13 protein-coding genes and 1 tRNA gene are annotated in these 13296 nt (G+C 65.2%); 3 read left to right on the top strand and 11 right to left on the bottom strand.

Annotated features, from left to right (window positions below; all coding sequences use genetic code 11):
- Window positions 1-36 precede the first annotated feature (36 nt).
- Complete coding sequence (radA, locus tag D3260_RS07105; protein WP_120097875.1) at window positions 37-1407, bottom strand: DNA repair protein RadA; 1371 nt, start codon at window positions 1405-1407, stop codon at window positions 37-39.
- 412 nt (window positions 1408-1819) lie between these two features.
- On the opposite strand from radA, the gene D3260_RS07100 reads away from it, so the two are divergent.
- Window positions 1820-2737 carry an alpha/beta hydrolase gene (locus D3260_RS07100; protein WP_120097874.1) on the top strand — a complete coding sequence of 306 codons (918 nt, stop codon included), beginning with the start codon at window positions 1820-1822 and terminating at the stop codon, window positions 2735-2737.
- Between the two features lie 211 nt (window positions 2738-2948).
- Here the strand turns inward: D3260_RS07100 and alr are convergent, their stop codons facing one another.
- The 8 genes from alr to rnr form a co-directional block, all read right to left on the bottom strand.
- Window positions 2949-4022, bottom strand: coding sequence for an alanine racemase (gene alr / locus D3260_RS07095; RefSeq protein WP_120097873.1), 1074 nt, complete (start codon window positions 4020-4022; stop codon window positions 2949-2951).
- Window positions 4022-5377 carry a replicative DNA helicase gene (gene dnaB / locus D3260_RS07090; RefSeq protein WP_120097872.1) on the bottom strand — a complete coding sequence of 452 codons (1356 nt, stop codon included), beginning with the start codon at window positions 5375-5377 and terminating at the stop codon, window positions 4022-4024. Before dnaB ends, alr begins: the two co-directional genes overlap by 1 nt.
- A 234-nt stretch (window positions 5378-5611) precedes the next feature.
- Window positions 5612-6217: a 50S ribosomal protein L9 gene (rplI, locus tag D3260_RS07085; protein ID WP_120097871.1), complete on the bottom strand. Its 606-nt coding sequence runs from the start codon at window positions 6215-6217 to the stop codon at window positions 5612-5614.
- A gap of 9 nt (window positions 6218-6226) precedes the next feature.
- Window positions 6227-6457, bottom strand: coding sequence for a 30S ribosomal protein S18 (gene rpsR, locus D3260_RS07080; protein WP_120097870.1), 231 nt, complete (start codon window positions 6455-6457; stop codon window positions 6227-6229).
- Window positions 6458-6469: 12 nt separating this feature from the next.
- Window positions 6470-6826 (bottom strand): 30S ribosomal protein S6, encoded by a 357-nt coding sequence (gene rpsF / locus D3260_RS07075; protein WP_120097869.1) that lies wholly within the window; start codon window positions 6824-6826, stop codon window positions 6470-6472.
- Between the two features lie 116 nt (window positions 6827-6942).
- Window positions 6943-7701, bottom strand: a complete 759-nt coding sequence (rlmB, locus tag D3260_RS07070) for a 23S rRNA (guanosine(2251)-2'-O)-methyltransferase RlmB (RefSeq protein ID WP_120097868.1) — start codon at window positions 7699-7701, stop codon at window positions 6943-6945.
- Window positions 7702-7910: 209 nt separating this feature from the next.
- Window positions 7911-8654, bottom strand: a complete 744-nt coding sequence (locus D3260_RS07065) for an OmpA family protein (protein WP_199671400.1) — start codon at window positions 8652-8654, stop codon at window positions 7911-7913.
- A 27-nt stretch (window positions 8655-8681) separates the two neighbouring features.
- Window positions 8682-11000 carry a ribonuclease R gene (gene rnr / locus D3260_RS07060; RefSeq protein WP_233543997.1) on the bottom strand — a complete coding sequence of 773 codons (2319 nt, stop codon included), beginning with the start codon at window positions 10998-11000 and terminating at the stop codon, window positions 8682-8684.
- Window positions 11001-11099: 99 nt separating this feature from the next.
- On the opposite strand from rnr, the gene D3260_RS07055 reads away from it, so the two are divergent.
- Window positions 11100-11186 (top strand) — tRNA-Leu (locus D3260_RS07055).
- 158 nt (window positions 11187-11344) lie between these two features.
- On the opposite strand, the gene D3260_RS07050 is transcribed toward D3260_RS07055, so the two are convergent.
- Window positions 11345-11641, bottom strand: coding sequence for a hypothetical protein (locus tag D3260_RS07050; protein ID WP_120097866.1), 297 nt, complete (start codon window positions 11639-11641; stop codon window positions 11345-11347).
- 222 nt (window positions 11642-11863) lie between these two features.
- Between D3260_RS07050 and D3260_RS07045 the strand changes: the two genes are divergently transcribed.
- Window positions 11864-12859: an adenosine deaminase gene (locus D3260_RS07045; protein WP_120097865.1), complete on the top strand. Its 996-nt coding sequence runs from the start codon at window positions 11864-11866 to the stop codon at window positions 12857-12859.
- A gap of 75 nt (window positions 12860-12934) precedes the next feature.
- Here D3260_RS07045 and uraH read toward each other — a convergent pair whose 3' ends face one another.
- Entirely contained in the window at window positions 12935-13285 is a 351-nt protein-coding gene (uraH, locus tag D3260_RS07040; protein ID WP_120097864.1) for a hydroxyisourate hydrolase, read from the bottom strand.
- Window positions 13286-13296: the final 11 nt, after the last annotated feature.

Raw genomic sequence — 13296 nt, 5'->3', positions numbered from 1 at the left:
CGCCAACGCGGCGCGCATACGCAAAAGCGACGAGCCCTAACCCACCGCCTCGATGGCATCGGCCAGTCGGCCCACGCCGACGACTGCCAGGTCGCCGATCTGTCCGGAGCGCGGTGCATTGGCCTTGGGCACGATCGCCCGCTTGAAACCGTGCTTGGCAGCCTCCGCCAGGCGTTCCTCGCCGCCGGGCACCGGCCGTATCTCGCCGGCCAGACCGATTTCGCCGAAGATGATCAACGCCTCACCCAGCGGCCGATCACGAAAGCTCGACAAGGCGGCCAGCACGATAGCCAGATCGGCAGCCGTTTCCGAAACGCGCATGCCCCCGACCACGTTGACGAACACATCCTGGTCGCCGAGCGCGATCCCGCCGTGGCGATGCAACACAGCCAGTAACATGGCAAGACGCTGAGAATCCGGGCCGAGCGCCACCCGGCGCGGATTGGCCAGCTGCGAGCCGTCGACCAGAGCCTGGACCTCGACGAGCATGGGACGCGAACCCTCGCGGGTGACCATGACCGCACTGCCCGGCACCGCGGCGTCGTGACGCGAAAGGAAGATCGCGCTCGGGTTGGTCACCTGCTTGAGGCCGGCGCCCGACATGGCGAACACGCCCAGCTCGTTGACTGCCCCGAAGCGGTTCTTTACGGCGCGAATCACGCGAAAACGCGAAGAGGCCTCGGCCTCGAAATAAAGCACCGTGTCGACCATATGCTCCAGTACGCGCGGTCCGGCAATCGTGCCTTCCTTGGTGACGTGCCCCACCAGAATGAGTGCGGTCCCCGTAGCCTTGGCGAAACGCACGAGCATCGAGGCCGATTCGCGCACCTGCGAGACGCTGCCCGGCGCCGAGGACAACGCCTGCGAGAAGACCGTCTGGATCGAGTCGACAACCAGCAGTCGCGGCGCCTGCGGCTTGGCCAGCGCCAGCACGCGCTCGACGCAGGTCTCGGCCAGAACGGCCAGATCCGCGTTCGCCACGCCGAGTCGCTGCGCGCGCAACTGGACCTGCTCCAGCGATTCTTCGCCGGTATCGTAGAGTGCAGGTATATCGGCCGACAGCTGGGCCAGGACCTGCAACAACAGCGTCGACTTTCCGATACCGGGATCGCCGCCGATGAGAATCACCGAGCCGGGCACCAGGCCGCCGCCCAGCACGCGGTCGAGCTCGGACAGCCCGGTCGGTGTCCTGGGTGTTTCACGCGGCGTGATGGCGTTGAGTTTCTGAACCTGTGGCGTGGTTTCGCCAAAGGAAACGGGCGGTGCCGCGGCCCCGGGCTTGCTCGGCGCGGCCGGCACGGTTTCGGTCAGCGTGTTCCATGCGCCACAATCGGGACACTGGCCGGACCACTTGGGCTGGGTCGCACCGCAGCTATCGCAGACGAATACCGTCCTGTTCTTTGCCATCCCGTCTTGGATTGATGTAACAAACGGGCATACTAGGGCCTGTTGATGTTTCGTTCGAGCGCCTTTTCGTCGAGAGACCGCAGTGTGTCCTGCAAGGCGCGAGTTGCGGCCCAACACCGTGTTGGCGTTGCGCAAGCCTTGCCCTGCAAGCCGCGCCCTACAGATCGAGATGCGTCACGATCCAGACGGGCAACCGCGGACGACGGGCTTTGTCCCTGCGCCCTTTCGTGTCGGGCGCTGTTGGAGTCAAGCCCGCGCCGGGCACGGTTTGGGGCGAGTTCGGCGCTGCGCTGCGACCGGGCGACGGCGCGGCGAGCGAAATATTGCAGGGGCACGACAGTCACCGGCCGGCACACCGCGCGTCGATGAGCGAGCAGTGTGCCATGGCTTTTCCATCCCAGAACGAGTAGGCATGGTCGACCGCGAAGACTTCGAATTCCAGAGCCACGGCACCACCTGCCGCGCCTGGTTCTATCCGGCACAGCACGACGGACGCGAGGATGCCGCCGGCGTGCCGTGCATCGTGATGGCACACGGCCTCGGCGGCACGCGCGATGCCGGACTCGAACCCTATGCCGAGGCATTCGCCGGTGCCGGCTTCGCCGTGCTGTTGTTCGACTATCGTTACTTCGGCGCCAGCGACGGTCAGCCACGACAGCTGCTCAAGGTCGGCGCCCAACTCGCGGACTGGCGGGCCGCCGTGGCCGCGGCCCGCAAGGTCGAGGGTATCGATCCGGACCGTATCGGCGTTTGGGGCACCTCGTTTTCCGGCGGCCACGTCATCGCCGTGGCAGCTGCCGATGATCGCATCGCGGCGGTGATCGCCCAGGGCCCGATGCTGGACGGCCGTGCCTCGGTGCTGGAAGCCATGCGGCGTAGCGGGCTCTGGCACGTCATCAGACTCGGCTGGGCAGCGATTCGTGATCATCTGGCGAACCTGGCCGGTGCCGAGCCTTATCGCGTCCCGCTCGTTGCCCGGCCCGGTCAGCTCGCGGCCATGAACACCGCCGATGCCTATGACGGTTATCAGGCCATCACGCCGGAGGACTGGCGCAACGAGATGACTGCCCGGCTGTTTCTCACACTCGTGCTCTATCGCCCCGGCAAACGCCTCACCCGGCTCGACTGCCCGGCGCTGGTACAGCTCTGCGAAGCCGATACGGTCGCGCCGGCCGATGCCTCAGCGGCCTTGTTGATGCATGCCGATGATCATGTCATCGAGCAACATTTCGATATTGGCCACTTCGAGATCTATCGCGGCGCCGGCTTCCGAACCGCGATCGCCGAACAGATCGATTTCTGCAAGCGCGCCCTCGCCCGACGCCGTTAGGGCCTGTTGATGTTTCGTTCGAGCGCCTTTTCGTCGAGAGACCGCCGTGTGTCCGGCAAGGCGCGAGTCGCCGACCGTGGCGTGCCACGATCAGACTGACAACGCCGCAGGGCGCGATTTGCGGACCAACCCAAAAGGACAAGCAAGGCGCGGGCCGCCGAGCGGGGGCGGCGCATGAGGCCGCGGCGCGCGACGACAGGCTGGTACCGCGTCAGATGATGTCGAACTGGACGCGCGGGGTGAGCTGGCAGAACAGCTCGTAGGCGATCGTGCCCGCCGCCCGGGCCACCGTGTCGGCGGACAGACCGCGCCCCCAGAGCGTGGCCCGATCACCGATGGCAGCGCCCGGCGCGGTCCGCAGATCCACCGTGATCATGTCCATCGACACCCGCCCGATCAGCGGCACGATGGCATCGCCCAGCCGGATCGGCGTGCCGGAGGGCGCATGCCGCGGGTAGCCGTCCCCGTAGCCGATGCCAACCACGCCCACCGGCATCGCCTCCGGCGTGCTCCAGGTCGCGCCGTAGCCGATGGGCTCGCCGGCCGGCAGGTCGCGGCGACTGATGAGCGGTGCGGTGAGATGCATGACCGGCGACAGATCCAGCGCCTCGGCGTCGCGGTCGGTCATCGGTGAACTGCCGTAGAGCATGATGCCGGGTCGGAGACGATCGGCATGACTGTCCGGCCAGGCGATCACCCCGGCCGAATTCGCGATCGAGCGTTTGCCGGGCAGGCCAGCGGTGGCGTTGTCGAAACAGGCCAACTGGTGCAGGGTCAGCGGCGAGGTCGGATCGTCCGCGCAGCCGAGATGGGTCATCCAGCCGACGAGATCGACCGCGGCCAGGTCGGCGAACCGCGTTGCCAGCGCCCCGGCCTCGTTGGCCGGGAAGCCGAGTCGGTGCATGCCCGAGTCCAGCTTGCACCAGGCCGCAAGCCGCGGGCCGCGATAATCGGCGAGCGCCGCCCAGTGGGCGGCATCGAAGACCACCGGCGAGATCGCATGTTCGCCCATCGCGGCGAGCGTCGGCCCGTCCAGCGGCTGCGATAACGTCATGATCGGCGCCGCGATCCCGGCCCAGCGCAATGCGAGTGCCTCGTCGAGACTCGACACGGCGAACCCGTCGACGCCGGCCTCGGCGAGCGTGGCAGCGACTACGGCGGCCCCGTGTCCGTAGCCGTCTGCCTTGACGGCCGCGAAGATCTCACGCCCCGGCGCCATGGCGCGCACGCGCGCGAGGTTGTGCCCGAGCGCGGCTCGGTCGATCGTGGCAACGGCGCGTGTCATCAGTCGATGAAGTCTTCGTCGTAGTGATCCTGCAGATTCTCAAACCGCGTGAGATGCGACAGGAAGGCCGTGCGGGCGGTGCCGAGCGGGCCGTTACGCTGCTTGCCGATGATGATCTCCGCTACCCCCTTGTCTTCGCTGTCCTCGTTATAGACCTCGTCGCGATAGACGAACAGGATCACGTCGGCGTCCTGCTCGATACCGCCGGACTCACGCAGATCCGACATGCGCGGACGCTTGTTGTCGCGCTGCTCGACCTGGCGGTTGAGCTGGGATAGCGCGATCACCGGGACGTTGAGCTCCTTGGCCATGGCCTTGAGCTGACGCGAGATTTCCGAAATCTCGTTGGTCCGGTTCTCTGTCGTGCCCGGCACCTGCATGAGCTGGAGATAATCGACCACCACCAGGCCGATGTCATGCTCGCGCTTGAGTCGGCGTGCCCGCGCGCGCATTTCCGAGGGCGACATGCCGGCTGTGTCGTCGATGAACAGCTTGGCGTTCTCGTTCATGATGCCGATCGCCGAGGTGATCTTCGGCCAGTCGTCCTCGGTCAGGCGCCCGCTGCGCAGACGCGACTGATCGACCCGTCCCCAGGACGAAATCATACGGATGACGAGCTGCTCGGCCGGCATTTCAAGCGAGAACACGGCGACCGGAATCTTTTCCTTGATCGAGATATTCTCGACGATATTCATCGCAAGCGAGGTCTTGCCCATGGACGGCCGGCCGGCCAGGATCAGCAGATCGGCCGGCTGCAGGCCGTTGGTCAGCTTGTCGAACTCGATCAGGCCGGTCGGTACGCCGGAGAAAGCGCCTTCGCGCGCAACCAGCTGCTCGATGTGATTGACCGCCTTGGTCAGCAGCGCGTTCAGCCCGATCGGCCCCTCGCCGCCCTTGCGGCCGCGCTCGGCGATCGCAAAGATCTCTCTTTCGGCCGAGCCCAGCAGATCCTCGGCGCTCTGCCCTTGCGGGTCGAAAGACGACGTCGTGATCTGGTCGCCCGCCCGGATCAACTGGCGCATGATCGAGCGCTCGCGAACGATATCGGCGTAGGCCTTGATGTTCGCGGCACTGGGAATATCGGCCGCCAGATTGCCGATGTAGGTCGCTCCGCCTGCCTTCTCCAGCAGGTCGGTATTGCGCAACCACTCGGTCAGCGTGACCAGATCCCGCGGCTGGCCCCGGTCGGCCAGATCGGCGAGCCCGCGATACAGCAGGCGATGGTCCTCGCGATAGAAATCCTCTTCGTTGACGGCCCCGGCGATATCGTCCCAGGCCTTTTCGGAGAGCAGCAGACCACCGATGACCGACTGTTCGGCTTCGGTCGAATGCGGGGGCAACTTGGCTTCGGCCATGAAGACTCAGCTGACGGGTGAGCGAAGGTGTGCGCAGTTTACGACAGGAAATCCCCGGAATCATCGGGCGATTGCCGTCAGCGGTCTGCACCGGGGCCCGGCTCGGCCTGTGCCCGAATCACGGGGCGACCCGACCGGCCACGACGGCGCCGCTCGCCGGCGCGACAAGCATGACGAACGCGCAAAAAAACGCCGCCCGAAGGCGGCGTTTTCTGTCGGCGGCATACGATCGCCCTAGGGCGTTTCCCGCTCGCCGATAGGCGCGTCGGCTTCGGTGGCCGAGGCATCGGCGGGTTCGCCGGCATCCTCGACGCGCTCGCCTTCGACCTCATCGGCCGTGGCGTCGTCTTCGGTGTTCTCGTTGACGCGAGCCGGCATGTTGACGCCCATGTCGGTCTGCTGCGCGACGACGATCTCGATCTCGACGACGACTTCGGCGTGCAGGGTCAGCTCGGCCGTGTAGTAGCCGACCTGGCGGATCGTGCCTTCGACCAGCGTGATCTCGCGCGGGTCCAGCTCGATGCCGTCATCGTTGACCGTGGCCGCGATCTCCTGCGGCCCGACGGAGCCGTAGAGCTTGCCCTCGTCCGAGGCACGCATGGCGATGACGAAGCTCTGGTTGCGCAGCTGGCCGGCGCGCAGGTTCGCGCGGTCTTCACGCTGCTGCGATGCGGCTTCCAGCTCGGCACGACGTTCTTCGAACACCGACAGATTGGCCTTGGTGGCCGGCAGCGCCATGCCACGCGGGAACAGATAGTTACGACCGTAGCCGGCACGCACCTTCACGGTGTCGCCGAGGTCGCCCAGGTTGCGGATTTTCTGTAGCAGTACGACGTCCACGTGGATCTCCTACGACGAATGACGGTCGGTGTACGGCAGCAGCGCCAGGAAGCGCGCCCGCTTGACCGCGGTCGACAGCTGGCGCTGATAGCGCGCGGCCGTTCCGGTGATCCGGGACGGAACGATCTTGCCGGTTTCAGTGACGTACTGCTTGAGCGTCTCGATATCCTTGTAATCGATCTCTTCAACGCCTTCGGCGGTGAACTTGCAGTAGCGACGGCGACGGAAAAAACGAGCCATGTCGGTATTCCTTTAGCTGGCGGCCGGGGCCTTGGTGTCCTTTTCCTTCTCCGCGTTCTTGGACAGCGGCGAAGGATCGACATCGGCCTTGTGACGCGAAATGACGAGATGACGGAGCACCGCATCGTTGAAGCGGAACAGGTCTTCCAGCTCCTCGCGGGCTTCCTGGCTGCACTCGACGTTCAGCAGGACGTAGTGCGCCTTGTGGATCTTGGTGATCGGGTAGGCCAGCTGACGACGCCCCCAGTCTTCATGGCGATGTACCGTGCCGCCGTCGTTCTCGACGACGCCGCGATACTTGTCGACCATGGCGGGCACCTGCTCGCTCTGGTCCGGGTGGACCAGAAACACGATTTCATAATGTCGCATGGTGAATTCCTTGTGGTTGACAGCTCCCGGCGATGGACGCCGTGGAGCAAGGACATGCGGCCCTCGGCCGCAAGGCGCGCGATTTTATGCGCTCGACGCCGACAACGCAACGTCTGTCATGCGATCGCGCTGCGGCGACGCACGGTCTCGAACAGGGCCAGGCTCGTGGCCACCGACACGTTCAGGCTTTCCATGGCCGGCGCCATGGGAATCGAGACCAGACGATCACAATGCTCGGCCGTCAGACTGCGCAATCCGCCGGCCTCGCCGCCGGCCACCCAGACAATGGGCTCGGGCAACGCCGCGCTATACAGGCTTTCCCCGGCTTCGCCCGCGAGTCCGATGGCCCAGAAGCCATCACTTTTGAGTCGGTCGATCGCCCGGACGAGATTGCTCACGGGCACGAACGGCACGAGCTCCGCGCCTCCGGCGGCGACCTTGCGGGCCGCGCGGGTCAACCCGGCGGCCCGTTTGCGCGGGGCGATGACGGCACTTACACCGGCCGCGGCCGCGCTACGCAGACAGGCGCCGAGATTATGCGGATCCTGAACCTGATCGAGCGCGAGCACCCAGGGTTGCGACACCGCGGACAGTAGTGCCGGCAGCGCCGATTCCCGGATGATCCGGGTGCCCTCGATCTCCGCGGCACATCCCTGGTGACGGACATCCGGCAACAGGCGATCAAGTGCCGCCCGGTCGCAGTGCTCGACCGTCACCCCGGCCGCGGCCGCTGCGTCGAGCAACGCCCGGGTCCGGCCATCGGCGGTGCCCCGCGCCACGCGCACACGGCGCACGCGTCGCCCCTGCGTCAAGGCCATGGTCACGGCGTGCATGCCGCCGATCCAGTCCTGTTCCTGCTCGTCACGATCGGTCATCGACGCCCTGCGCGAAAATGGATGAAAACAGGCCGCCGTGCACCGCACGACGGCCGATCAGTAGAGACGCACAACACCTGATTTACACAAACGGTCGCCGGAATCTCGAGCGCCCAGGCCAAATCCGGTCGTGCCCAGGTACCGGCATCACCACACGGCTGCGCCGCGGCGACTATAGATACACGGAAATCAGATCGCCTCAGACCGTCTCAGCTGCCGCTCTGATTCTCGAACTGCGGGTTGCCGAGATTGGGCGGCGCGCTGAAGGCCTGCTTCTCCTGGCCCTGCACGATCGGCTTGATCACGATCGCGACGCGCCGGTTCTGGGCCCGACCGGCGGCGGTGGCATTGCTGGCCACCGGCTCGGTCTGTCCCCGCGCCCAGGTCAGAACGCGTTGCGAATTCACACCGCGCGAGTTCAAGAACTGCGCCACGGACTGGGCGCGCGACTGCGACAACGACAGGTTGTGCTGCGCACTGCCCGTACTGTCGGTGAAACCAACGACATGAGTGGCTGTCTTGTCGTAGTCCTTGAGCACGTTGGCGATCGTATTGAACGTGTTCTGGGCGTTCGGGCTCAGGCTGGCACTATCGACGCCGAACGAGGCATCGCTGGCGATGCCGACTTCGAGCGCATCGTTGCCGATCCGTCGAATGCTCAGCTGGTCCGCGGCCTGCTGTTCGGCCAGCTTGGCGTTGAGCTCCTGCTGCTGGCGATCCATGTAATGACCGACCCCCGCACCGGCGAGCGCACCGACGGCCATACCGATGGCACTGTTGGTGGTCGAGTGATCACCCAGCGCGGAACCGATCAGACCACCGACGGCCGTACCGATGCCGCCGCCGATCTTGGCGCGGCGGTTCGGATCGCCCGCGCAGGCGGTCACCGCCAGCGTGACGGCGAGCATGAGAGCGACGGCGGCAGCCGGTCGGCGTCGAACAGTTATCGTCATATCAGGCCTCTCGATGACTTGCGGGTATCAGGAAGAGTTCTTCTTCCGGCGCTTGCCGCCGTTGGACCGCTTGTTTCCGTTTTTGTTGCCGCCCGATTTCTTCTTCGGGCCGCCGCCGGACTTGTTCGTTTTCTTCGATTTCGATGCCCCGGCATCGCCCTCGACCGGCTCGAAGTCGATCTTGCGCTCATCGAGATCGACACGCGCCACGCGTACTCGCATCTTGTCGGCCAGCCGATAGACCCGGCCCGAATGCTCGCCGCGCAGGCAACGTGCCTGGGCATCGAAATGGTAGAAATCACTCGACAGACTGGAGACATGCACCAGACCGGTGGCGAAGATGCCTTCGAGTTCGACGAACAGGCCGAAACCGGTCACCCCGGTGACGGTGCCGTAGAAGACCTGCCCCAGCGAGTCCTGCATGTACTCGCACTTGAGGAAGTCGTCGACATCACGCGTGGCGTCGTCGGCCCGCTGCTCGGCTTCCGAGCAGATCTGGCCCAGACCCTCCATCGCTGCGTTGTCGTAATCGAAGGTCGCCGGCCTGCCCTTGGCCTCGAGATGCTTGATCGCGCGATGGACCAACAGATCCGGGTATCGACGAATCGGCGAGGTGAAGTGTGTGTAGTCGGCCAGCGCCAGCCCGAAGTGGCCATCGTTGTGCGGTGAGTAGACGGCCCGCTGCATGCTGCGCAGCATGACGGTCTGGACCAGATGCGCGTCGGGCCGCTTGGCCGCCTCGGCCAGAAGCCTGGCGTAATCGGCCGCTTCCGGATCGTCGCCGCCGCCCAGGTGCAGACCGCGCTCGCCGAGGAAGGTGCGCAGATCCGCCAGGGCGTCCGCTGCCGGCGTGGCGTGCACGCGATAAAGCAGCGGCATGCGTCGCTTGGACAGATATTTCGCAGTCGCGACGTTGGCCGCGATCATGCATTCCTCGATGATCTTGTGCGCGACGTTGCGCTCGGTCGGCACGATGCGCGCGATCTTGCGATCCTCGTTGAACACGATGCGCGTGGCCTGGGTCTCGAACTCGATCGCGCCGCGATCGCGTCGTTGATCGAGCATCGCCTTGTAGAGCGCATGCAGATCGTCGAGCGGCTTTTTCAGCGCGGCGTACCGGCTGGGCAGGTTGTCGGGGTTTTCCAGCCAGTCGGCGACCTGCTCATACAGCAGGCGCGCGTGCGAGCGGATCACCGCGGAATAGAATTTCGAGGCCTGGATCACGCCCGACTTGTCGAGACGCATCTCGCAGACGAGGCTCAGGCGATCGACTTCCGGGTTCAGTGAACACAGCCCGTTGGACAGGGCCTCCGGCAGCATCGGCACGACGTGATCCGGGAAATACACCGACGTCGCACGCCGCTGTGCCTCGGTATCGAGCGGTGCGTCCTTGGTCACATAGTGCGAGACATCGGCGATGGCCACCCAGAGCTTGAAACCGCGCGGCGTCTCGCGCGCATAGACCGCATCATCGAAGTCACGCGCGTCGGCGCCGTCGATAGTCACAAGCGGCAGGTCGCGCAGGTCGACGCGATCGGCCTTGTCGGCCTCGGCCACTTCGTCGCCGCACTGCTTGGCCTCTGCGATGACTTCGGAGGGAAATTCGTGCGGAATGCCGTGCGACCGGATCGCAACCTCGATTTCCATGCCGGGCGCCATGCGATCGCCCAGCACTTCGATCACCTCACCGACGGCCTGGGCCCGTTTCGACGGCGCCTCGGTCAGCTTCACGGTCACGACGTCGTTGTGCGCCGCACCGCCGCGCGCGCTTTCGGCGATGCGGATCTCGTGCGGAATGCGTGCGTTGTCCGGCACGACGAAATACACGCCGTGTTCTTCGACGAAACGCCCGACGATGGTGTCGTTGACGCGCTCCAGCACTTCGACGATGCGTCCTTCGCGCCGCCCGCGCTGATCACGACCGGTCACGTGAACGACCACCTTGTCGCCGTGCATCACCTGGCGCATCTGGCGCGGTGCGAGAAAGACATCATCGCCGTCGGTGTCTTCGGGCAGAAGAAAACCGAAGCCGTCGCGATGGCCCTGCACGCGTCCGCGCACGAGATCCATCTTGTCGATCGGGCCGAGCGCGCCGCGACGATTCTCGAGCAGCTGGCCGTCGCGCAGCATCGCGCGTAGCCGATGCGCGAACGCTTCGGCTGCGTCATCGACCAGCGCGTAGTATTCGACCAGCTCGTCCTGCGTCATCGGCCGGCCTTCGGCGGCCAGATCGTCCAGCACGAGCTGACGGCTCGGCACGGGCTCGTCGTAACTGCCCTGCTCGGCGCTGTAGTTGGGGTCTCGATCGCGCCAGTCGGCTGCGCGATCGTCCTGTTGCTTAATCAAGATCCTGCTCCATGGGGCGTTACGATACCGGAATGGAAAAATCGCTCAAGCGGTAATTGACAAGCCGCGAATCGATGTCTAAATTACGCGGCTTCCGCAGCCCAGGTGGCGGAATTGGTAGACGCGCTAGCTTCAGGTGCTAGTGACCTAACGGTCGTGGAGGTTCAAGTCCTCTCCTGGGCACCAAGACAAGGAAAAGCCCGGCCCGCGGCAAGCAGGCCGGGTTTTTTTATGGCCGCAATGCGCGCGTGTCCTTCACGAACGGATATGCCCGGTTCGATCAACGCCGGCGGCGTATCCAAGCAACCGTGGTGTTCGACCGGACACACCGGCAGGCGCACAATCTACGACGGCGTGATCTCCAGCGCGCTCAGCAATTCACGGAACGTCTCGGCGCGCGCGACCTCGATACCGTCGGCATCGCGGGCGAGATAGTGGCCCGTATGCGTGCGCAGGAGTGTCAGCGGTTCCCAGTCATTCGGATTGACGACCTCCAGCTCTTCGCACTCCCCGGTGTTGGACAGGGCCCCGTTCCAGCCGCGCCAGCCGCCCGGAAAACAATGGTCCGCCAGCGCGGCCTGGAGCGCATCGACTTCGGCCGGACCGAATGCATAGCGCTGGAAGGGAAGGATCGTGGCCATAACACATGTCCCGGGTCGGTGCCCTGCGTTCCATTATCGAATATCCGGGGACCGCGCATAAGACAGTACGTGCGTACCGGCATATTCGATGCACCCGGTTCATACCCCATGATCGAGCCTTTGCTAGGCTTTTGCACCATAAACCCGCACGGTCTGATGGCCCCGGCGCCGAAACGGGTCGGCCGCATCCGTGCATACAGCCCAAAGATCAGGATTCGCTGCATGAACGACTGGCTGACCGGCCTGCCGAAGGCCGAGCTGCATCTGCATATCGAAGGCACACTCACGCCGCATCAACAGTTCGCACTCGCGACACGAAACGGTGTGACGCTGCCCTACGACGACGCCGAGGCACTGCAGGCGGCTTACGAATTCGACGATCTCTCATCGTTCCTCGCCCTCTATTACCAGGGTATGAACGTTCTGCTCACCCGCGCCGATTTCTATGATCTGGCCATGGCCTATTTCGAGCGCGCTGCCGCCGACGGCGTCCGGCATGTCGATCTGTCTTTCGACCCGCAGGCGCATGTCAGCCGCGGCGTGGCGCTGGCCGATGTATTCGAGGGGCTACGTCAGGCCAGACAGGACGCGGCCGCGCGCCTGGATGTCAGCAGCGCCCTGATCATGAGCTTCATGCGGGATCGCGATGCCGATGACGCCATGACCACATTCAAGGCCGCGGCCCCCTGGCACCATCACCTGTCGGCGATCGGGCTCGACAGCGCGGAAGTCGGCAATCCGCCAGAGAAATTCACTGCCGTCTTCGAGCGCGCGCGGGCCATCGGCCTGCCGCGCGTCGCCCATGCCGGCGAGGAAGGGGGCCCGGAATACGTCCGCGGTGCACTCGATGCACTCGATGTCTGTCGTATCGATCACGGTGTGCGCGCCATGGAGGACGACACGCTGATCGAGCGCCTGCGCACGACCCAGACACCGCTGACGGTCTGCCCGTTATCGAATCTGTACCTGAAGGGCGTCGCCGATCTCGCGGACCACAATCTGCCGTTGATGCTGGAGGCCGGGCTCAACGTGAACATCAATTCGGACGATCCGGCCTACTTCGGCGGCGGCATGGTCAACAATTTCGCCGCCTGCGTGGCAGCTTTCGACTGGGACCGCGAAACCTGTCGTACTGTTGCGGCCAACGGTATCCGTGATGCCTTCATGCCCGAGTCGCGCCGCGCGGCCCTGCTGCTGGAACTGGCCCGCTATGAGTAGGCCGGGTACCGATCCGGACGCGCACCGCCTGTCGTGGTCGCCGTACCGGCCGTGCCGCAACAGCGCCCGGCGCGTTCAGCTGCCACGATAGGTCGTGTAACCGTAGGGCGATAACAACAGCGGCACGTGGTAATGTGCATCTGCCTCGTGGATCCGGAAACGCACGACCACGACGTCGAGAAACCGACGCGCATTGGGGTCGCCGATCGCGGCGTGATAATCGCCCACACTGAAGATCAGCTGATAGGTGCCCGCACGATGCGCCGCCCCGGATAGCAGCGGCGAATCGAGGCGACCATCGTCATTGGTCACCATCGTCGATAGAGACTCGGCCCGGCCGTCGTCGAGCCGTTCGAGCCGGATACCAAGGCCGACGGCCGGACAGCCGCGGGCCGTGTCGAGTACGTGCGTCGTGAGATAACCCATGCCATTGTGCT

It is taken from the genome of Salinisphaera sp. Q1T1-3, assembly GCF_003602005.1.
In the GTDB taxonomy this organism is placed as follows: domain Bacteria; phylum Pseudomonadota; class Gammaproteobacteria; order Nevskiales; family Salinisphaeraceae; genus Salinisphaera.
Note: the sequence above shows the minus strand (reverse complement) of the source record. Positions and strands in the feature narration are given on the sequence as shown.

Bases quoted from the DNA above. Each gene is read 5' to 3' on its own strand.
- radA (WP_120097875.1), bottom strand. From the start codon at position 1,407: ATGGCAAAGAACAGGACGGTATTCGTCTGCGATAGCTGCGGTGCGACC.
- D3260_RS07100 (WP_120097874.1), top strand. From the start codon at position 1,820: ATGGTCGACCGCGAAGACTTCGAATTCCAGAGCCACGGCACCACCTGC.
- alr (WP_120097873.1), bottom strand. From the start codon at position 4,022: ATGACACGCGCCGTTGCCACGATCGACCGAGCCGCGCTCGGGCACAAC.
- dnaB (WP_120097872.1), bottom strand. From the start codon at position 5,377: ATGGCCGAAGCCAAGTTGCCCCCGCATTCGACCGAAGCCGAACAGTCG.
- rpsR (WP_120097870.1), bottom strand. From the start codon at position 6,457: ATGGCTCGTTTTTTCCGTCGCCGTCGCTACTGCAAGTTCACCGCCGAA.
- rpsF (WP_120097869.1), bottom strand. From the start codon at position 6,826: ATGCGACATTATGAAATCGTGTTTCTGGTCCACCCGGACCAGAGCGAG.
- rlmB (WP_120097868.1), bottom strand. From the start codon at position 7,701: ATGACCGATCGTGACGAGCAGGAACAGGACTGGATCGGCGGCATGCAC.
- D3260_RS07065 (WP_199671400.1), bottom strand. From the start codon at position 8,654: ATGACGATAACTGTTCGACGCCGACCGGCTGCCGCCGTCGCTCTCATG.
- D3260_RS07050 (WP_120097866.1), bottom strand. From the start codon at position 11,641: ATGGCCACGATCCTTCCCTTCCAGCGCTATGCATTCGGTCCGGCCGAA.
- D3260_RS07045 (WP_120097865.1), top strand. From the start codon at position 11,864: ATGAACGACTGGCTGACCGGCCTGCCGAAGGCCGAGCTGCATCTGCAT.
- uraH (WP_120097864.1), bottom strand. From the start codon at position 13,285: ATGGGTTATCTCACGACGCACGTACTCGACACGGCCCGCGGCTGTCCG.